The organism is Bradyrhizobium sp. BR 1433 (genome assembly GCF_051547665.1).
GTDB lineage: Bacteria > Pseudomonadota > Alphaproteobacteria > Rhizobiales > Xanthobacteraceae > Bradyrhizobium > Bradyrhizobium australafricanum.
Genome location: NZ_JBPUGG010000001.1, coordinates 7,906,386 through 7,926,207 on the forward strand (window position 1 = coordinate 7,906,386; position 19,822 = coordinate 7,926,207).

19 protein-coding genes are annotated in these 19,822 nt (G+C 64.3%); 13 read left to right on the forward strand and 6 right to left on the reverse strand.

The window, feature by feature from the left end; all coding sequences use genetic code 11:
• Positions 1-132 precede the first annotated feature (132 nt).
• The 11 genes from hpnC to ACSKB9_RS38015 all read left to right on the forward strand — a co-directional run bounded on the left by hpnC (position 133) and on the right by ACSKB9_RS38015 (position 10,396).
• Positions 133-1,011, forward strand: a complete 879-nt coding sequence (gene hpnC, locus ACSKB9_RS37965; protein WP_438079507.1) for a squalene synthase HpnC — start codon at positions 133-135, stop codon at positions 1,009-1,011.
• Positions 1,008-1,844: a presqualene diphosphate synthase HpnD gene (hpnD, locus tag ACSKB9_RS37970; protein WP_076833035.1), complete on the forward strand. Its 837-nt coding sequence runs from the start codon at positions 1,008-1,010 to the stop codon at positions 1,842-1,844. The genes hpnC and hpnD overlap by 4 nt, the downstream gene beginning before the upstream one ends.
• A complete protein-coding gene (gene hpnE / locus ACSKB9_RS37975; RefSeq protein ID WP_438079508.1) occupies positions 1,844-3,094 on the forward strand; it encodes a hydroxysqualene dehydroxylase HpnE in 1,251 nt (416 codons plus the stop codon). The genes hpnD and hpnE overlap by 1 nt, the downstream gene beginning before the upstream one ends.
• Before the next feature lie 163 nt (positions 3,095-3,257).
• The gene (gene shc, locus ACSKB9_RS37980) at positions 3,258-5,219 is read left to right on the forward strand and encodes a squalene--hopene cyclase (protein WP_438079509.1); all 1,962 of its coding nucleotides are present in this window, start codon (positions 3,258-3,260) and stop codon (positions 5,217-5,219) included.
• Positions 5,216-5,974: a phosphorylase gene (locus ACSKB9_RS37985; protein WP_376708411.1), complete on the forward strand. Its 759-nt coding sequence runs from the start codon at positions 5,216-5,218 to the stop codon at positions 5,972-5,974. The genes shc and ACSKB9_RS37985 overlap by 4 nt, the downstream gene beginning before the upstream one ends.
• A 339-nt stretch (positions 5,975-6,313) precedes the next feature.
• Positions 6,314-6,958, forward strand: a complete 645-nt coding sequence (locus tag ACSKB9_RS37990; protein ID WP_438079510.1) for a TetR/AcrR family transcriptional regulator — start codon at positions 6,314-6,316, stop codon at positions 6,956-6,958.
• Entirely contained in the window at positions 6,955-7,770 is an 816-nt protein-coding gene (locus tag ACSKB9_RS37995) for a hypothetical protein (protein ID WP_438079511.1), read from the forward strand. The genes ACSKB9_RS37990 and ACSKB9_RS37995 overlap by 4 nt, the downstream gene beginning before the upstream one ends.
• Positions 7,728-8,291, forward strand: coding sequence for an acyl-CoA dehydrogenase family protein (locus ACSKB9_RS38000; RefSeq protein WP_438079512.1), 564 nt, complete (start codon positions 7,728-7,730; stop codon positions 8,289-8,291). The genes ACSKB9_RS37995 and ACSKB9_RS38000 overlap by 43 nt, the downstream gene beginning before the upstream one ends.
• A gap of 5 nt (positions 8,292-8,296) precedes the next feature.
• Entirely contained in the window at positions 8,297-8,653 is a 357-nt protein-coding gene (locus ACSKB9_RS38005) for a hypothetical protein (protein WP_438079513.1), read from the forward strand.
• A gap of 1 nt (position 8,654) precedes the next feature.
• Complete coding sequence (locus tag ACSKB9_RS38010; protein ID WP_438079514.1) at positions 8,655-9,497, forward strand: class II aldolase/adducin family protein; 843 nt, start codon at positions 8,655-8,657, stop codon at positions 9,495-9,497.
• A complete protein-coding gene (locus ACSKB9_RS38015) occupies positions 9,494-10,396 on the forward strand; it encodes a Rossmann-like and DUF2520 domain-containing protein (protein ID WP_438079515.1) in 903 nt (300 codons plus the stop codon). Before ACSKB9_RS38010 ends, ACSKB9_RS38015 begins: the two co-directional genes overlap by 4 nt.
• Before the next feature lie 61 nt (positions 10,397-10,457).
• Here the strand turns inward: ACSKB9_RS38015 and hpnH are convergent, their stop codons facing one another.
• Both hpnH and ispH read right to left on the reverse strand, forming a co-directional pair.
• Positions 10,458-11,618, reverse strand: a complete 1,161-nt coding sequence (hpnH, locus tag ACSKB9_RS38020) for an adenosyl-hopene transferase HpnH (protein WP_028331712.1) — start codon at positions 11,616-11,618, stop codon at positions 10,458-10,460.
• Between the two features lie 44 nt (positions 11,619-11,662).
• Complete coding sequence (ispH, locus tag ACSKB9_RS38025; protein ID WP_438079516.1) at positions 11,663-12,589, reverse strand: 4-hydroxy-3-methylbut-2-enyl diphosphate reductase; 927 nt, start codon at positions 12,587-12,589, stop codon at positions 11,663-11,665.
• Positions 12,590-13,037: 448 nt separating this feature from the next.
• On the opposite strand from ispH, the gene ACSKB9_RS38030 reads away from it, so the two are divergent.
• A complete protein-coding gene (locus ACSKB9_RS38030; RefSeq protein WP_438079517.1) occupies positions 13,038-15,650 on the forward strand; it encodes an MMPL family transporter in 2,613 nt (870 codons plus the stop codon).
• An 86-nt stretch (positions 15,651-15,736) separates the two neighbouring features.
• Here the strand turns inward: ACSKB9_RS38030 and ACSKB9_RS38035 are convergent, their stop codons facing one another.
• Complete coding sequence (locus tag ACSKB9_RS38035; RefSeq protein ID WP_438079518.1) at positions 15,737-16,366, reverse strand: DUF2147 domain-containing protein; 630 nt, start codon at positions 16,364-16,366, stop codon at positions 15,737-15,739.
• Between the two features lie 102 nt (positions 16,367-16,468).
• Here ACSKB9_RS38035 and hpnO point away from each other — a divergent pair, with 102 nt between their 5' ends.
• The gene (hpnO, locus tag ACSKB9_RS38040; protein WP_057015689.1) at positions 16,469-17,860 is read left to right on the forward strand and encodes an aminobacteriohopanetriol synthase HpnO; all 1,392 of its coding nucleotides are present in this window, start codon (positions 16,469-16,471) and stop codon (positions 17,858-17,860) included.
• Positions 17,861-18,071: 211 nt separating this feature from the next.
• On the opposite strand, the gene ACSKB9_RS38045 is transcribed toward hpnO, so the two are convergent.
• The 3 genes from ACSKB9_RS38045 to ACSKB9_RS38055 form a co-directional block, all read right to left on the reverse strand.
• Entirely contained in the window at positions 18,072-18,842 is a 771-nt protein-coding gene (locus ACSKB9_RS38045) for an anti-sigma factor family protein (RefSeq protein ID WP_438079519.1), read from the reverse strand.
• Complete coding sequence (locus ACSKB9_RS38050; RefSeq protein ID WP_018270594.1) at positions 18,839-19,396, reverse strand: sigma-70 family RNA polymerase sigma factor; 558 nt, start codon at positions 19,394-19,396, stop codon at positions 18,839-18,841. The genes ACSKB9_RS38045 and ACSKB9_RS38050 overlap by 4 nt, the downstream gene beginning before the upstream one ends.
• Positions 19,397-19,489: 93 nt before the next feature.
• Positions 19,490-19,813: a cupredoxin domain-containing protein gene (locus tag ACSKB9_RS38055; RefSeq protein WP_028331706.1), complete on the reverse strand. Its 324-nt coding sequence runs from the start codon at positions 19,811-19,813 to the stop codon at positions 19,490-19,492.
• Positions 19,814-19,822 lie beyond the last annotated feature (9 nt).

A 19,822-nucleotide genomic window follows, 5' to 3' on the forward strand; every position in this document is an offset into this window, starting at 1 on the left:
CTTGGTATGCTGGCGGTCACGGACAGCATTGGTTTTGGTGGCGTATTCCCCTATATGGGGCTCGCAAATCCCCCGCATGCGCTGACCTTTCGCGCCTGCGTCGTGCCATGACCAGTGTAGCCCAAATTTCCCATGACCACCGCGAGCGACCTGCGATCCGGAAAGACCCACCGCGACGAGAATTTCCCGGTCGCGTCGTGGATCATTCATCCGCGGCATCGTGCCCTGATCCTGGCCTTCTATAATTTCGTCCGCACCGCCGACGATATCGCCGATCACGCCACGCTGCCCGCCGAGGAGAAGCTGCGCTACCTCGACCTCATGGAGGCCGAGCTGCTTGGCAACGGCGACACCCAGAAGGAAGCGGTTAATCTGCGCCGCGCCTTCGCCGAGCGCGGCATGCCGCCGCGGCACGCGCTCGACGTGCTGGTGGCGTTCCGCCTCGACGTCACCAAGCTGCGTTACGAGAACTGGGACGACGTGATCGATTATTGCCGGTACTCGGCGATGCCGGTCGGGCGGTTCATGCTCGACGTGCACGGCGAGGATACCTCGACCTGGGCGGCGTCGGACGCGCTCTGCGCCGGGCTGCAGATCAACAATCATCTTCAGGACTGCGGCAAGGACTACCGCAACCTGAACCGTGTCTACTTGCCGCGCGATGCCCTGGCCGCCGCGGGCGCGACCGTCGAGATGCTCGGCGAGGCGAAGTCGCAGCCGGCCCTGCTCAAATGCCTGCAGGCGCTCGCCGTGCGCACCGAGGCGCTGCTCGACCAGAGCAAGTCGCTCGCCGCCAAGGTGAAGGATTTCAGGCTGGGGCTCGAGATCTCCGTGATCCAGGCGTTCGCCGACAAGATCGTCAACATGCTGAAGGTGCGCGATCCGCTCAGCGAGCGCGTGCATCTGAGCCCGCTCGAACTGCTGCTGCAGAGCCTTGGCGGCGTGGCCGGCGAGACGGCGCGGCGTGCGACCGGACGGCGTGCGGTCTCCAAATCTGCGGCTGGCGCATGAGCGTTGAGGCGGCGGCCAACGCAAATTACGGAAGCACCGCGTCGGGCAGCTCGTTCTACGCCGCGATGCGCATTCTGCCGCGCGCGCAGCGCGAGGCGATGTTCCAGATCTATAGCTTCTGCCGGCAGGTCGACGACATCGCCGATTCCGACGGCCCGCGGCCGGAGCGGCTGGCCGCGCTGCAGCAGTGGCGCGACGATATCGACGCGCTCTATGCGGGGCATCCGCCGGAGCGCCTGAAGGACTATGTCGCCTCGGTGAAGACCTTCGGCCTGAAGCGCGAGGATTTCGTCGCGATCGTCGACGGCATGGAGATGGACGTGCCGCAGGACATCCGCGCGCCGGATCTCGCGACGCTCGATTTGTATTGCGATCGCGTCGCGAGCGCGGTCGGCCGACTGTCGGTGCGCGTGTTCGGCCTGCCCGAGGACGATGGCATCCAGCTCGCGTACCACCTCGGCCGCGCGCTGCAGCTCACCAATATCCTGCGTGACATCGACGAGGATGCCGGCCTCGGCCGGCTCTATCTGCCGCGCGAATGGCTCTGGCACGCCGGCATCACCAATAACGATCCGGCCCGCGTCACCGCCGACCGCGCGCTGCCGAAAGTGTGCGCGCCGCTGGCCGAGCGGGCCAAGATGCATTTCCAGAAATCCGACGAGATCATGAAGCGCAATTCGCGCCGCGCCGTGCGCGCGCCGCGGATCATGTCGAAATACTACCGCGCGATTCTCGATCTTCTGATCGCGCGCGGCTTCACCGCGCCGCGCGCGCCGGTACGTGTGTCCAAGGCCGCCAAGATCGGCATCCTTCTTCGTTACGCGATCATCTGATGCAAAAGACCGTTCATATCATCGGCGCCGGCATTTCCGGCCTCTCCGCGGCCGTGCGCCTCGCCAATGGCGGCTACAAGGTGTTCGTCCATGAGGCGACGCAGCAGGCCGGCGGCCGCTGCCGCTCCTATTTCGACGCCGCCACCAGTCTCACCATCGACAATGGCAACCATCTGTTGCTGTCGGGCAATCGCCATGCGCTGAGCTACGCGCGCGCGATCGGCACCGAGGCCGGCCTCGTCGGGCCCGCGCGCGCGCAGTTTCCGTTCGTCGATCTTGCCAGCGGCCGGCGCTGGCAACTCGACCTCGGCGATTCCCGCCTGCCGCTGTGGGTGTTCGACGAGGCGCGCCGCGTCCCGGATACGACCCTGCGCGACTATCTCGCCTTGGCACCGCTGGCCTGGGCCGGCACCGGCGCGCTGGTCGGCAACACCATTCCCTGCAAGGGCACGCTGTATGACCGCCTGGTGCAGCCGCTGCTGCTCGCCGCGCTGAATGTCGATCCGCCGGAGGGCTCGGCCGGGCTCGCCGGCGCCATCGTGCGCGAGACGCTGCTCGCGGGCGGGCAGGCCTGCCGTCCGTTGATCGCGCGCGACGGCCTGAGCTCGGTCCTGATCGAGCCGGCCGTGAAGCTGCTGCAGGGGAGGGGCCACAGCGTTCAGTTCAGCCACGAATTGCGTGCGCTCGGCATGTCGGGTGATCGCATCAGTGAGCTTGATTTTGGCAATGGCGACAAGATTGCGCTGGGAGCCGACCATGCGGTCGTGCTCGCCGTGCCGCCGCGCGCTGCGGCATCCCTGCTGCCCGGCCTGAAAACCCCGACCAAATTCCGCGCCATCGTCAATGCGCATTTCCGCGTCGATCCGCCGCGCGACGCTGTGCCCATTCTCGGCGTGGTCGGCGGCCTTGTGGAGTGGCTGTTCGCGTTCCCGCAACGGCTGTCGGTGACGATCAGCAACGGCGACCGCCTGGTCGACATGCCGCGCGAGGAGCTCGCGCTGGCGATCTGGCAGGACATCTGCGAGGCCTCGGGGGTTTCCGGCGACCTGCCGCCCTGGCAGATCGTGCGCGAGCGCCGTGCCACATTTGAGGCGACGCCGGAACAGAATGCCCTGCGTCCGGGGCCCGCGACGGCGCAAAAAAACCTGTTCCTTGCCGGCGACTGGACTGCTACCGGGTTGCCGGCAACCATCGAGGGATCGGTGCGATCCGGTGATCGCGCCGCAGATCTGGTTCTGGCCAGACGTTAGATTCGACCTGTTGGCGCGTTTTCGAGCGAAGTGGCTACCGGTTCGCGTTAAGCAAACGCGACTGAACAAAGGACAAGAGCGTGATCCGATGCAATCGGATCATGCTCTGGAGCGGCCGCGGCTTTCGATCAGCCGGGCCGCGATGAAGAGGATATCGAGCGAAATGCTTGCGAGAGATCACAGCGTTGCAGTCGACCCGGTCGCGCTGGAGAAGAGCATCTCCAAGGCAACCGAAGCGCTGCTCGGCTATCGCCAGTCCGACGGACATTGGGTGTTCGAGCTCGAGGCCGACAGCACCATTCCGGCCGAATATGTCCTGCTGCGTCACTACCTGGCCGAGCCGATCGATGCCGGGCTCGAGGCCAAGATCGGCAACTATCTGCGCCGCGTCCAGGGCGCCCATGGCGGCTGGCCGCTGGTGCATGACGGCCCGTTCGACATGAGCGCCAGCGTGAAGTCGTACTTCGCGCTGAAGATGATCGGCGATTCCGTCGACGCGCCGCACATGGCGCGGGCGCGCGAGGCGATCCGTTCGCGTGGCGGCGCTTCCGGCAGCAACGTGTTCACGCGATTCCTGCTCGCGCTCTATGGCGTCGTGAGCTGGCGCGCGACGCCGGTGCTGCCGATCGAGATCATGCTGCTGCCGATGTGGTCGCCGTTCCACATCAACAAGATCTCCTACTGGGCGCGCACCACTATGGTGCCGCTGATGGTGCTTGCCGCGCTGAAGCCGCGTGCGAAGAATCCGAAAGGCGTCGGCATCGACGAGCTGTTCCTGGAGGATCCGAAATCGGTCCGCATGGCGCCGAAGGCGCCGCATCAGAGCGCGAGCTGGTTCTATTTGTTCCGCTCGCTCGACGCCGTGCTGCGGGTAATCGAGCCGATGTTTCCCCAGAGCCTGCGCCAGCGCGCGATCGATGCGGCGCTCGCCTTCACCGAAGAGCGGCTGAACGGCGAAGACGGCATGGGCGCGATTTATCCGCCGATGGCCAACATCGTCATGATGTACGAGGCGCTCGGCAAGGACGAGAATTTCCCGCCGCGCGCCACCACCCGCCGCGGCATCGACAAGCTGCTCGTGATTAGCGAACACGAGGCCTATTGCCAGCCCTGCGTCTCGCCGGTGTGGGACACCGCGCTGGCCTGTCATGCGCTGCAGGAAGCGGGCGGCGACGATACCCTGGCCAAGGCCAGGCAAGGCCTCGACTGGCTGAAGCCGCGCCAGGTGCTGGAGCTGAAGGGCGATTGGGCGGTCAAGGCGCCGGACGTCCGCCCGGGCGGCTGGGCGTTCCAGTACAACAATGACCATTATCCCGATCTCGACGACACCGCGGTGGTCGTGATGGCGATGGATCGCGTGCGGCGTCATACCGGAACCAGCGAATATGATGAGTCCATCGCGCGCGGCCGCGAGTGGATCGAGGGGCTGCAGAGCCGCGACGGCGGCTGGGCCGCGTTCGACGTCAACAACCTCGAATATTACCTCAACAACATCCCGTTCTCCGATCACGGCGCATTGCTCGATCCGCCGACCGAGGATGTCACCGCGCGATGCATCTCGATGCTGGGCCAGCTCGGCGAGACCGCCGAGAGCAACAAGGCGATGGCTGACGGCGTCGCCTATCTGCGCCGCACCCAGCTTGCCGAGGGCTCCTGGTACGGCCGCTGGGGCCTGAACTACATCTACGGCACTTGGTCGGTGCTCTCGGCGCTAAATGTCGCAGGGGTCGATCGCAACGACCCGATGATTCGGAAGGCGGTCGACTGGCTGGCGTCAGTCCAGAATCAGGACGGCGGCTGGGGCGAGGACGCCGTCAGTTACCGGCTGGATTACAAGGGTTATGAAGTTGCGCCGTCGACCTCCTCGCAAACGGCATGGGCTTTGCTTGGATTGATGGCGGCCGGAGAGGTCGAAAATCGCGCTGTTGCGCGGGGTGTGGAGTACCTAAAGGCAACACAGACGGAAAAAGGGCTGTGGGACGAGCAGCGATACACAGCTACGGGGTTTCCGCGGGTATTTTACTTGCGATATCATGGTTACTCGAAGTTCTTTCCGCTCTGGGCGCTGGCGCGGTATCGAAATTTGAGAAGCACCAATAGCAGGGTGGTAGGGGTCGGGATGTGATTGTTGAGGCGGGGGCCGCCGAGACCGTGGGCAGTAGAATTGATCCTCGGCCGGTATTGATTGTGACTGGATTGGTGCAGGAGGCCCGCATCGCGGCAGGCCCCGGCATGATCGTAATCTGCAGTTCGAGCGATCCGCAGCAGCTGCGTGAGTTGCTGGCGACGCTGGATCCGACCACCTTCCGTGGCGTGATTTCGTTCGGCGTGGCCGGCGGGCTCGATCCGTCGCTCAAGTCGGGCGACGTCGTGGTCGCGACCGAGGTGATGTCGGGCGATACCCGCTTTCTGGCCGCATCGGCGCTGAACGAAGAGATGATCGCCAGCGCCGCGCTGAAGCGCCGCAGGATCGTCCGCGGCAGTCTCGCCGGCGTGGAAGAGGTAATCGCGGCAAAGGCCTGCAAGGCCGCTCTGCGCTCGATGACGGGCGCAGCCGCAGTCGACATGGAGAGCCATATTGCGGCGGCCTATGCCGCCAAGGCCCGCATTCCGTTTGCCGCATTGCGCGTAATCAGCGATCCCGCGCACCGGGCGCTACCGGAACTTGCGAAATCCGCGGTGAAGCCGAACGGCGACATCGACCTGCGCAAGGTGCTGCGCGGCATCGCGCGCAATCCACGGACGCTGCGCGCGCTGGTGTCGACCGGAATCGACTTCAACCGCGCGCTGCGCTCGCTGCGCAGCTGCCGCGGCTTCCTGCTCGGCAATGACGTGCTGATGCCGGTGGAAGACGTTCTGATCACGGCGAAGGCGGCCTGATCCGCTGCGCCGGGCCGGGACCGGGTTCTCGCCGTATCAAGCTCAAAACAAAGGCCAGGTCGCATCGCGATCGGGCCTTTTGCTTTGATGCCCAAAGGTTTCGCTCGATGCCGGCCCCCGCGATCAGCTGGGAGTTGCGGTCGGCTGTGCGGTGAGAGACCCCGCATATCCGTGTACCTCGCGCCGGTGGTCGCGCGGCCAGCCTCTGACGACTTGCCAGCAGCGTGCCGGCGCCCCGGGAAGGGGCCATACGCGGACCGCGCTGGGTCGATCCTTGACAGCGACGGTTATCCGTCCGAGAATGAATTATGATCCTCTATTCATGAATTAAGGTTCACGATGGCAATCGCTGCCGTTCGTCTCAACCAACTGGTCGAAACCAAAGCGCGCATTCTCGGTGCCGCCAGGGAGGCCGTGGCGCTGAGTGGCTGGAAGGACGCCCAGATCGCCCTGATCGCCTCACGGGCCGGCGTGGCCACGGGCAGCGTGTATCGCTACTTCGACTCCAAGGCGGATCTGTACGCGCAGGTGCTCGCACTGGTGTCCGAGCGCGAGGTGGCCGTCGTCGCCGCGATCGTCGAGGCGGAAGGCTCGGCGTCCCAATGTCTGGTGGATGCGATCTACACCTTCTCGGTCCGAGCGATGCGCGGCCGTCGCCTGGCCTACGCGTTGATCGCCGAACCCTGTGAACCCGAGATCGACGCGGCGCGCCTGAAATACCGGGCGGCCCTGGCCGATCAGATCGCAAGGCTGGTCCGGCGCGGCATCGCCTGCGGTGAGTTCGTCGAGATCGACGCGAACGTCGCGGCATCCTGCGTGACCGGCGCCTTCATGGAGGCGCTGGTTGGTCCCCTCGCGCCCGAAGCGGCCCCCGATTCCGACGCGGCGAGGGCGATCGCACAATCGATCGCGGGGCTTTCCGCGCGCATGCTGTTTCGCCACGCCACGCCCGAACTCACCCCCGTATCGCGAGTCTCCGCATGAATGCGCGCGTCCAGCCGGTTGCCGCCGCCGAAGCGAAAGCCGCTCCGTTTGCGACCCATGACGTACGCAATCAGGCGCGGCCGGCGCTCGGCTTCAATGCGTTCGATGACGACCGCGCGCTGAGTGGCCTGATCGCGACGATCGCGCCGTGGGCGAAAGACAAGCTTTCCGCGCTCGGAGCTCATGCCGGCAGCGAATCCGTGCAGGAGGCGGCACGGCTGGCCAACGAGCACGAACCGAAGCTCCTGACCCATGACCGGTATGGCAACCGCAATGATTGGGTCGAATTTCATCCGGCCTGGCATCAATTGATGGCGCTGGCGTTCCGGAGCGAGGTGCATAGCCTCGCCTGGTCGACGCGCGAACCACACGGCCATCTGGTGCGTGCGGCGCTGAGCTATCTCTGGAACCAGATCGAGAACGGCGTCGGTTGCCCCACCGGGATGGCGTACGCCGCGATCGCCGGGTTCTCCGGCAAGCCGCAATTCAATTTGTGGCTGGAGCGAACGCTGGCGGCGGACTACGATCCGCGGCGGCTTCCGATCGAGGCCAAGCGCGCCGCGGTCATCGGTTACGCCATGACCGAAAAGCAGGGCGGCTCCGATCTGCGTGAGACCCAGACCACCGCGCGCTTTGTCGAGCGCGGCGCGCATGGCGAGATTTATGCGCTCACCGGCCACAAATGGTTCTTCTCGGTGCCGGCGGCCGACGGATTTACACGCTGGCGCGCACCCAGTCAGGCGTCAGTTGCCTGTTCGTGCCGCGCCTGTTGCCGGACGGCAGCGCCAACCGTATCCACATTCAGCGCCTGAAGGACAAGTGCGGTAACCGATCGAACGCATCGAGCGAGATCGAGTACCACGATACGTGGTCGATCCTGGTCGGCGAAGAGGGCCGCGGCATCGCGGAAATCCTTTCGCATGCGCATCTGACGCGGCTGGATTTCGCAGTCGGCTCCGCCGGGTTGATGCGCCAGGCGCTGAGCCTCGCCCTCAACCACGCGCAAACGCGAACGGCGTTCGGCAAGCCGATGTCCGAGCTTCCGATGCAGCGCAACGTGCTCGCCGACCTCGCGCTCGAGAGCGAGGCGGCGATGCTCGGCGCGTTTCGGGTGGCGCGCGCGACCGATGGCCTGCAGTCAAGCGAACACGAGCGATTGCTGGCGCGGGTCGCAACACCCGTGATGAAGTTCTGGAACTGTCAGCGCGCGCCGGCCTTCACCTATGAATGCCTGCAGGTGCATGGCGGCAACGGCTTCATCATGGAGAATCCGATGGCCCGGCTCTATCGCGAGGCGCCGTTGAATTCGATCTGGAAGGCACCTCGAACATGATGTGCATGGACGTTTTGCGCGCCATGCAACGCGATGCGAATTGCCGGGACGCATTCGTCGACGAGTTGCGTGCGAGCAGGGGCCTCAATCCGGTCTATGACCGAAGCACGGACGATCTCGCCGATCGCTTGCGTGCTCGATACCCGGACGACGGGCACGCGAGAGCGCTCGTCACCCGCATGGCGCATGCGCTGCAGGCTGCCGAGATGCTGAGGCGTGGCGACGCCGCTGCCGCCGATCTGTTCGTGAAATCCAGGCTTGGCGCGGACGGGATGCAGGTATTCGGCGGGCTTCCATCGACGGAAAGCCTCAGCCATATCGTCGAGCGCGCATCCGTCATCCGACACCAAGGGCCCCAGTAACATGCGTCAGATCGAAGTTTGTGCCGTCAACGATATCAGGGCCGTCGTGGGAGAACAGGAGTGGGCAACCCGCGTCGATCTTGCGGCGTGCTACCGCTTGGTCGCGCTCTACGGAATGACCGACCTGATCTACAACCACATCAGTGCACAGGTCCCGGGGCATCACGATCAGTATCTGATCAATCCCTATGGCATGCTGTATGAGGAAATCACCGCGTCGAGTCTCGTCAAGATCGACATCGAGGGCCGCACCCTGCTGCAGCCCGACCACGGCTACAACGTCAACGTGGCCGGCTTCTATCTGCACGCCCCGATCCATCGCGCGCGGCCCGACGTGAAGTGCGTCCTGCATACTCACACCAGGGCTGGCACCGCCGTCAGCACGCTTGCCGAAGGGCTGTTGCCGCTGTCGCAGACGGCGATGCGGTTTCACGGTCGGATCGGCTATCACGATTTCGAGGGGCCGGCGATCGATCGGGACGAATGCGACCGGGTCGTCGCCGATCTCGGCCGCAACAATGTGCTGGTGTTGCGCAATCATGGACTGCTGGTTTGCGGCAACACGATTCCGCAGGCGTTCAATGCGATCTACTGGCTGGAGCAGGCCTGCCGGATCCAGGTCGACGCGCTCGGCTGTGGCCGGCTGCTGCATGCGCCGACCGAGATGGCGATCGGCAACACGGTGACCTGTTTTGCCGGCACCGAGATCACGCTGGACAATGAGCGCGACACCAATCCGGTGCTGAATGAAGCGGCGCAAAATCTGCAGGCCGGCTACGGCCTGCTGGAATGGCCGGCGCTGCGGCGCAGGCTCGACCGCATCGACGGGAGCTACGCGCAATGAGCACGGCGCTGGCGGCGTTGCGGATCGGCTTCATCGGCGCCGGCCGCGTGGCGCAAACGCTCGCGCCGGCGTTCGCCCGCGCGGGGCTGAACGTCGCGGCGTTCTACAACCGCGGTGCCGATGCCGCGCAGCGGCTCGGATCCCGCATCCCGTCGGCGCGGCCGATGACGGACGCGCAGCAGGTTGTTGACCGCTGCGACATGGTGTTCCTCACCGTGAGCGACGACGCGATCCTGCCGGTCTGCCGGGACTTGCGCTGGGAGCTGCGTCACCGCGTGGTTCATTGCAGCGGCGCGACCGAACTGGCCGCGCTCGATCATGCGAAATCCGCAGGCGCCGCGACCGGCGGATTTCATCCGATGCAGATGTTCGCCAATCCCGACGTCGCGCTCGAGGGGTTGCGCGGATGCACCGTCGGCATCGAGGCAGAGGGCGACTTCAGGCGTGACTTGGAATTGCTTGCGACCCGCATCGGTTGTGAACCGCTGGCGCTGCCGGCCGGTGCGCGGGCGCTCTATCATGCGTCGGCCTATTACGTCGGTCCGTTCCTGATCGCGCTGCTCAAGGAGGGCGTCGAGCTCTGGAAGAGCTTTGGCGCCAGCGAGGCCGACGCGTTGCGCGCGATGATGCCGCTGCTGCGGGGGACGGTCGCGGCTGTTCTCGACGGTGGCCTCGCCAACGGCATGGGCGGCTGCGTGGCGCGCGGCGACGTCGGAACGATCCTCAAGCACCTCCGGGCGCTGGATGAGCGATTTCCTCCATCCGGCGCGCTGTATCGCGAGCTCGCTTTGCGCAATGTCCCGCTCGGGATCGAGCGCGGTACACTTAGCGCTCCGCGCGCGGCGGAGATCGAGAAATTGCTTCTGCGCACGAGACTGGAAGAGCAGGCGGCATCCTGAACGAAAAAAGCCCCGGTTCGCTGAACCGGGGCTTTCATGTTGCTTTCGCTCACATCGCGCGTCAGGCGGCGGTCGAGGCCTTCGCCTGCTGCTTGGCGGCGGCGGCCGCAGCCTCGTCGCGGCGGATCTCCGAGAGCTTCTTCTGCACCTGCTCGGCGAAGATGTACTGCGCCGGACGCTGCTTCGACATGTCGATCTCGGGCGCCATCGGGCCTGATGTCCTGATGCCGCGCAGCGCAACCCACATCGCCTTCAGCGGATTGTTGATCGCAGCGGTCGCCGCGGTCGGCTCGTAGCCGCAATGGGCCATACAGTCGGCGCACTTCTCGTACTTGCCGGTGCCGTAGGTGTCCCAGTCGGTGGTGTCCATCAGCTCCTTGAAGGTCTTGGCGTAGCCCTCACCGAGCAGATAGCAGGGCTTCTGCCAGCCGAAGATGTTGCGCGCCGGCATGCCCCAGGGCGTGCACTCGTATTCCTGGTTGCCGGCGAGGAAGTCGAGGAACAGGCCGGAATGCATGAAATTCCACTTCTTGCCCTTGCCGAGCGCAAAGACGTCGCGGAATAGCTTCTTGGTCTTGGTGCGGTTGAGGAAGTGCTCCTGGTCGGGCGCACGCTCATAGGCGTAACCCGGCGACATCGAGACGCCGACGCCGAGCTCGGTGGTGAAGTCGAGGAACTTGGCGATCTCCTCGGCCGGGTGACCATCAAAGATTGTGGCATTGACGTTGACCGTGAAGCCGCGCGCCTTCGCCGCCTTGATCGCCGAGACGGCGCGATCGAACACGCCCTTCTGCGACACCGCCTTGTCGTGATGATCCTTCAGGCCGTCGAGATGCACCGAGAAGAACAAATAGGGCGACGGCTCGAACAGATCGAGCTTCTTCTCGAGCAGCAGCGCATTGGTGCACAGCGAGACGAACTTCTTGCGGGCGACGAGGCCGCGCACGATCTCGCCGATTTCCTTGTGGATCAGCGGCTCGCCGCCGGGAATCGCCACCATCGGCGCGCCGCACTCATCGGCCGCATCCCAGCATTCCTGCGCCGTCATGCGGCGATTGAGGATCGCATCGGGATAGTCGATCTTGCCGCAGCCGACGCAGGCGAGGTTGCAACGGAACAAGGGTTCCAGCATCAGCACGAGCGGATAGCGTTTGCGGCCAAGCAGTTTCTGCTTGATCAGATAACCGCCGATACGCATTTCCTTGAAGAACGGTATAGCCATTAGACGATTTCTTTCTGCACTTATCAAAGGGATGTGGGTTCAGATCAGCCCGCAGTCAGTTCGGCCGGCAGCCGGAATTCGATATTCTCTTCTCGGCCCGGAACGACCGAGACCGACACCGGTCCGATCCGCCGCAGAGCCTCGATCACATCGTCGACCAAAACTTCGGGCGCAGAAGCGCCCGCGGTAATGCCGACGGCCTTCGCATCCTTGAGCCAATCCGGATTGAGTTCGCTCCCATCGGCAATGAGATAACTCGCGACGCCGACCTCGGTGCCGATTTCACGAAGCCTGTTCGAGTTGGAACTGTTGGCGGCCCCCACCACCAAAATGACGTCAACCAGTTTGCTGAGGTCCCTTACCGCAGATTGGCGGTTCTGTGTCGCATAGCAGATATCCCTGATATCCGGGCCTTGAATATCTGTAAATTTTGCCTGAAGGGCCGCGATAATGTCCCTGGTGTCGTCCACGGACAGGGTGGTCTGGGTGATGTAGGCGACCGGCGTATCGCTCGGCAGCCTCAGTTCCGCCACGTCCTGGACACTCTGGACCAGCAGGACCGGCCCCGGAACCTGGCCCATGGTTCCCTCGACCTCGGGATGGCCGGCGTGCCCGATCAGGATCAGGGCGCGGCCCTTCGAGATATAGCGCTTGCCCTGGTTGTGGACCTTGGTGACGAGCGGGCAGGTGGCATTGAGCACCGGCAGATCGCGGGCTTCCGCCTCCTCCTCGACGCTCCTAGCAACGCCATGGGCACTGAAGACGGTCACCGCCTTGGCCGGCACTTCCGAGAGGTCCTCGACGAAGATCGCGCCCTTCTTCTTCAGGCTCTCGACGACGTGTTTGTTATGCACGATCTCGTGGCGGACATAGACCGGCGGCCCATACCTCTCGAGCGCGCGTTCGACGATCTCGATCGCGCGCACAACGCCCGCGCAAAAGCCGCGCGGCTGAGCAAGAAACACTTCCATCTGACGTCCGTTACGCAAATTGCACCAATCTCGTTCAATGCCCTGCGGCCTTTTCGGCAACGCACTCCACAGGTCGGACGTCGCAACGTCAGTTGCAATGTCTGAGCCATCACAGTTCCTGGACGGGATCTGCGCCCCAAGCGCATGGAAATACAGCGATTTGTGGCAAAAAGGTAGCGGTTCGATGGGGGCGTGGTCACGGACGAGGGGCGTTAGAGGTAATATGGTGTGGGTTTCGACCCCGCGACCGTCCGTCTCCCTCACTTGTTCGTCACTTTATCGCCCACTGATGCGGTTTATACCGGCCATTCGTGGCCGTTCCTGTGGTTTGGAACCTCCTCGCCGTCCCGTCGAGGAAGATAACCAAAACAACATTAGATCGGTCCCGGGAACTCCGCTACAGAGCGGGCGTTTTCGGCCATGCTTCCCCGAGATAGAAAGAAACGAAGTGCTGACAAATATTGTCGTCTCCGTTGTTAGAACCTGTACGCGTTTTGCCCTTCCGGTTGTGATTATCTCTGTCCTGTTGTCGATCGGCGCCGGCTTCTACACGGCCCGCAACTTCTCGATCAACACCGACATCAACAAGCTGATCTCGCCGGATCTCGATTGGCGCAAGCGCGACAACCAGTTCGAGGAAGCATTTGATCGCGAGCGGCTGATCCTGGCGGTGGTCGAGGCAGCGACGCCGGAGCTGACCAGCTCGGCCGCGAAGGCGCTCACCGCGAAGCTGCAGGCCGACAAGAAGAACTTCGAAGCGATCACCGCGCTCGGCTCCGGCGAATTCTTCGAGAAGAATGGCCTCTTGTTCCTGCCGACCGAAGAGGTCGGCAAGGTCGCGGGCCAGCTCGAATTGGCTGCACCGTTGATCGAGATCATGGCCGGCGATCCCTCGATACGCGGCCTGACCGGCGCGCTCGAGACCGGCCTTGCCGGCGTCAAGCGCGGGCAGGTCAAGCTCGACAATGCCGCGCCGCCCTTCAACCTGATCTCCGAGACGGTCGAGACCGTCCTCGCCAAGGGCAACGCGACCTTCTCGTGGCGCGAGCTCACCAGCGACAAGCCGCTGACCGATTCGGACAAGCGCGCCTTCATCGAGATCAAGCCGATCATCGACTATTCGGCGCTGGAGCCGGGCAAGGCCGCGACCGATGCGATCCGCCAGGCGGCGGCCGATCTGAAATTCCCGACTGAATATCACGCGCGCGTTCGCCTGACCGGACCGGTGCCGATCGCCAACGAGGAATACGCCACCGTGCAGGACGGCGCGATCACCAACGGCATCGGCACCGTGGTGATCGTGCTGGTCATCCTCTGGATGGCGCTGCATTCCGGCAAGATCATCTTCGCCGTGTTCGTGAACCTGTTCATCGGGCTTGCCATCACCACGGCGGTCGGCCTGATGATGGTCGGCTCGCTGAACCTGCTCTCGATCGCCTTCGCCGTGCTGTTCATCGGCCTCGGGGTCGACTTCGGTATCCAGTTCAGCGTCCGCTACCGCTCCGAGCGCTTCAAGAACGACAATCTGACGCTGGCGCTGGAAAACGCGGCGCGCCGCTCGGCGGTGCCGTTGTCGCTCGCCGCGATGGCGACCGCTGCCGGTTTCCTCTGCTTCCTGCCGACCGACTACAAGGGCATCTCGGAGCTCGGCAAGATCGCCGGCGCCGGCATGCTGGTGGCGTTCGTCACCAGCATCACGGTGCTGCCGGCGCTGCTCGATCTGCTCAATCCGCCCGGCGAGAAGGAGCCGGTCGGCTACGCCTTCCTGGCGCCGCTCGATAACTTCCTGGAGAAGCATCGCGTTCCGATCATCGTCGGCACGCTGCTGGTCACGGTCGCGGGCCTGCCGCTGCTCCATTACATGAAGTTCGACTTCAACCCGATCAATCTGCGCAATTCCAAGGTGGAATTGATCGCGACCTTCCTCGACCTGAGGAAGGATCCGAACACCGGCGCCAATGCCATCAATGTGATGACGCGCTCGGAAGCCGACGCCAAGAAGATCGAGGCGAAGCTCGAGAAGCTGCCGGAAGTGTCGCGCGTGATGTCGCTCGACAGCTTCGTGCCCGACGACCAGCCGGCCAAGCTGAAGCTGATCGCGCAGGCGGCCAAGACGCTCGGCCCTGCGCTCAACCCGGATTCGGTCGATCCGGCGCCGTCGGATCAGGAGAATGTCGAGTCGCTGAAGAGCTCAGTCGACGGCCTGCGCAAGACCGCGGGCGACGGCAAGGGGCCGGGTGCGCTGGCCGCGCGCCGGCTCGCCGACGCGCTGCAGAAGCTCGCCGATGCGAATGAGGCGACCCGCGACAAGGCGCAGGACGTATTCGTCGCGCCGATGAAGATCGTGTTCGATCAGCTCCGCAATACGCTGCAGGCCCAGACCGTCACGCTGCAGAACCTGCCGCCGGAACTCGTCGCCAGCTGGAAGACCAAGGACGGCCTGATGCGTGTCGAGGTGGAGCCGAAGGGCGATCCGAACGACAACGACAATCTGCGCCGCTTTGCCGACGCCGTGCTCGCCGCCGAGCCGACCGCGATCGGCGGACCGGTCTCGATCCTGAAGTCGGGCGACGTCATCGTGAAGGCGTTCATCCACGCCGGCATTCTGGCGCTGGTCACGATCAGCCTGCTGCTGTGGCTCACGCTGCGCCGCGTCGTCGACGTGCTGATGACGCTGGTGCCGCTCCTCGTCGCCGGCATCGTCACGCTGGAGATTTGCGTCTTGATCGGGCTGCCGCTCAACTTCGCCAACATCGTCGCGCTGCCGCTGCTGCTCGGCGTCGGCGTGGCGTTCAAGATCTACTATGTCACGGCGTGGCGCCAGGGCAGGACGAATCTGCTGCAGTCGAGCTTGACGCGCGCGATCTTTTTCAGCGCGCTGACAACGGCGACCGCGTTCGGCAGCCTGTGGCTGTCGAGCCATCCCGGCACCGCCAGCATGGGCAAGCTGCTGGCGCTCTCGCTCGTCACCACGCTCGCGGCGGTGTTGCTGTTCCAGCCGGCGCTGATGGGCAAGCCGCGCGAGGTCAAGGAGGAGGATATCGCCAACGACGTCACCTGACGCGTTGGCGATTCGCTGTCGAACCGGCCTGGCGGCAGGCGCCGCGGAGCCGCGATGTCAGCGGCGGTGTTCCCCGCAGGCTTCCGCTAATGCGTCGATCGCGCGATGTCCGGGAGCAGGCAAATATCGCCCACGGCGTCAGCCTGCGCATTGGCGTTGCCCGGAACCTGCTTTTGAGCCGGCTTGGTGGCCGGCGCTACGGCGCCGGTGGTTTTCTGCGGCGCTGTCGACTTGGGCTGGGTGCCCTTCGCCGCCGGATTGCCAGCGGCACTCACCGGAATCGGCGGACCCACGCGGGTCCAGGTCTCGCCGCCGCACAGGAAGCCGAGCACGCAGCCCTGGATCTCGAGCTGATCGGTGCCGATGGGCTTGATGGTCGAGCTGTAGAGCTGGCCGTCCTTGGCGTTGTAGACCTGACCTTCCCACGCATCGGCGCCGGCCTTCTTCTTCATGTCGATCAGGATCGGCATGCCGAGCGTCGGCCTGCTCTGCTTCGCAGGATCAGGATTGTTCTTATCCTTGCCGCCCGGGGTTTTTTCCCAGGATACCGCACCCCACATGTTGCCATTACACTGGGCGACGCGGATGGTGGCGACACCGTCAGCGACCTTCCAGTCGCCGGTCGGGTCCGCTGCAAGTGCCGGTGATAATACGGTGGCCAAAAATAAACCTGAAAAGGCTATTGTACGCGCGAAAGTTCTTGGGCAGTGCAACATGGTCCAAACCTGTGCTTAACTGGACGATCCGAGCGGGGGTCAAAACGCCGCTAGCGGGCGTTTTAAGTTGACGAGATGGCCATCAACCGACGTATGTAACGAATGGTAAGTTCCAATTTAGACGTTTCCGAGATTTTTGTGGAGCGCGAGGGGCAGCGCGGTGCCATGCACACGCGTCACCTCAACGAGCAGCTCGTTCGCGTTCTCAAGACCATCGGCTACGACGTCGGCTTCCAGAAGGGGCAAGGCCAATACCTCTTCGATCGTCAGGGGGCTCGTTACCTTGATCTATTGAGCGGATTTGGCGTTTTTGCGATTGGCCGCAATCATCCGGCCCTGCGCCAGGCGCTGAAGAGCGTGCTCGACGCCGATCTGCCCAATCTCGTGCAGCTCGATGTCTCGACGCTCGCCGGCGTGCTCGCTGAACGTCTTCTGGAACATGTTCCATATCTGGACAAGGTGTTTTTCGCCAATTCCGGCGCCGAAACCGTCGAAGCCGCGATCAAGTTCGCGCGTGGCGCGACCGGCCGCCCCGGCATCGTCTATTGCGGGCATTCGTTCCACGGCCTGTCCTACGGCGCGCTGTCGCTGACGGATGATTCGAATTTCCGCGGCGGATTCGAGCCGCTGCTGCCGGGCTGCACTCCGATTCCCTTCAACGATCTCGAAGCGCTGGAGAAGGCGCTGTCGTCGCGCCAGGTCGGCGCCTTCATCGTCGAGCCGATCCAGGGCAAGGGCGTCAACATGCCCACCGACGAGTTCCTGCCCGGCGCGCTGGCGCTGTGCCGCAAATACGGCACGCTGTTCATCGCCGACGAGATCCAGACCGGCATCGGCCGCACCGGAAAATTCCTCGCGATCGAGCATTGGGGCATCGAGCCCGACATGGTGCTGCTGGCGAAGGCGCTATCCGGCGGTCATGTGCCGATCGGCGCGCTGCTGACGCGCAAGAACATCTTCGACAAGATCTTCAACCAGATGGACCGCGCGGTCGTGCATGGCTCGACCTTTGCCAAGAACGATCTGGCGATGGCCGCCGGCATCGCCACGCTCGACGTCATCAAGGCCGAGAAGCTCGTCGAGAACGCCGCCAAACGCGGCGCCGAGCTCCGTCTTGCGCTGACGCGCATGGTGCCCGGCTATGAACTGATGAAGGAAGTGCGCGGCAAGGGCCTGATGATCGGCGTCGAGTTCGGTCCGCCGAAATCGCTGCGGCTCAAGGCGTCGTGGAATCTGCTGGAGACCGCCAACAAGGGCCTGTTCTGCCAGCTGATCACGGTACCGCTGTTCAAGGATCACAAGATCCTGACCCAGGTCGCCGGCCACGGCCTCCACACCATCAAGCTGCTGCCGCCGCTCATGATCACCGAAGAGGACTGCACCTGGATCGAGAAGTCGTTCGACGACGTGATCGCCGGCAGCCACAAGGTGCCCGGCGCGATCTGGTCGCTCGGCAAGACGCTGGTTGACAACGCGGTGCGCAAGTCGGCGTAGGCCTCACGATGTAGCCCGGATGAAGCGAAGCGAAATCCGGGATTCTCACAACCGGCAAGACCGTTCCCGGATTGCGCTGCGCTCCATCCGGGCTACGAAGGAGCCTTATCCGTCATTGCGAGCGCAGCGAAGCAATCCATCGCGCGACAGACGGAGATATGGATTGCTTCGTCGCTGTCGCTCGCAATGACGGTCGGCCAAGGGAAGCAAATCACCCCTCCTTGTTCGCGCGCATCGCGCCCTCGAACTTGTCGCCGAACTCACTCAGCTCGTCGGCGCCGAGATCGCTGACCGCCCAGTAGTTCAGGCCGCGGTCGCTCCAGCGGCGGATGTTGAAGCCCTGCAGCGTCGAGATCTTCGCCGCCTTGCGTTCGGTGTTCGCGGTCTGCGCCACGAACAGGTTGATGACGTGCTGGCGCCGCTTGTAGACCACGGCGCCGATCTCGCGGGCGTTGACGTAGTCGAGCCGGCCGCCGATCAGGGTAAAGCCCTGCGCGGTGAGATCGATCACCGGCGGCGAGACGTCGAGCTTGCCGTTGAACCAGGGCTTGACCGTGTGCTGATCCGTCGAGATCACGTCGGTGAGGTGGCCGGCCTGCAGCGAACGCAGATGCGCCGACACCACCTCGTTCTCGATGCGCTGCTCGTCATCGTTGCGCAGCACGATCGCGACAAGGCCGGTCGCTGCCATCGCCGACACCGCGGAGCCCAGCGCAAAGCCGCGCAGCACCGAGCGCCGTGTCGGCGCCGCCTGCACTTGTGGTTGCGGCAGTGACTTCTCGATCTTGCGGCGCAGCTCGAGCGGTGCCTTGTAGCGCAAATCGCTCTCGGCGATCGCCTGGCGGATCTCCTGATACTCCTTCATGAGCGCGGCACAATGCGCGCACCCCTCGACATGGGCTTCCACTTCGCGCGCATGGCCGGCGTCGAGTTCGCCGTCGATCAGCGCGTGGATCAGCACTTCGGCTTCCTCGCAGGTCATTTCGCTTGCTCCTGTTCCGCAAGCCAGGCCGATCTCAGCATGGCGCGGGCGCGCGCGAGGCGGGACATCACGGTGCCGACCGGCACGGCGGCGACATCGGCGATCTCGCGGTATGAAAGATTCTGGATTTCCCTGAGCACGAAGGTCTCGCGGAACGGCTCGGCAAGCGCCGCGACCAGCTTGCGCACGGTTTCGCCGTCGAAGCGGCGCAGCAGCTGCTTTTCCGGGGTCTCCGGGGCTTCATTCCACAGCGGGGTCTGCTCGCCGCCTTCGGGCAACTCCTCGACCGCGGTCGGGGCGGTCTTGCGCCTTGCATATTCGGCGCGGCAGACATTGCGCAGGATCGCGAACAGCCACGGCTTCATCGCAGGCCCGCGGTAGCTGTCGAAATGCTTATAGGCGCGCAGATAGCATTCCTGCACCGCATCCTCGGCGTCGGCGGCATCGCGCAGCAGATAGCGGGCCAGCGTATAGGCGTCGTCAAGATACGGCAGCGCGGCCTCGCGGAAGCGTCGCGCCTTTTCGGGATCGTCTTGCGACGCGTTGACAACCATCGTGTCCTGCCCGGCATGTCGAGAAACGGCTCGTGCCCGGCCGGGGCGGAGGGCCACCGGCCGGGCATGGTTGTGATTGTATGGGTTGTCACGTTACCCAACCTTGACACTGCCTGTCATGTGCGGATGCAGCGAGCAGAAATACTTGTACTCGCCGGGCTCCGTGAAGGTGAACGAGAAGGTGCCGTCGGTATCCATGGTCTTGGAGCGGAATTTGCCCGCGCACACCACGGTGTGCGGGATGTCGTCGCGGTTGGTCCAGGTCACTGTCGTGCCGACCTTCACCTCAAGCTGGGGCGGGGTGAACGAGAAGTTGTCGATATGGACCGCGGTATCTTCGGCGCGGGCCGCCGTGACCGGCAGCAGCATGGTCGCGACCACGGCGATCCCGAAGTCGCGTCGATTGATCGAACTCATCGGTCTTGT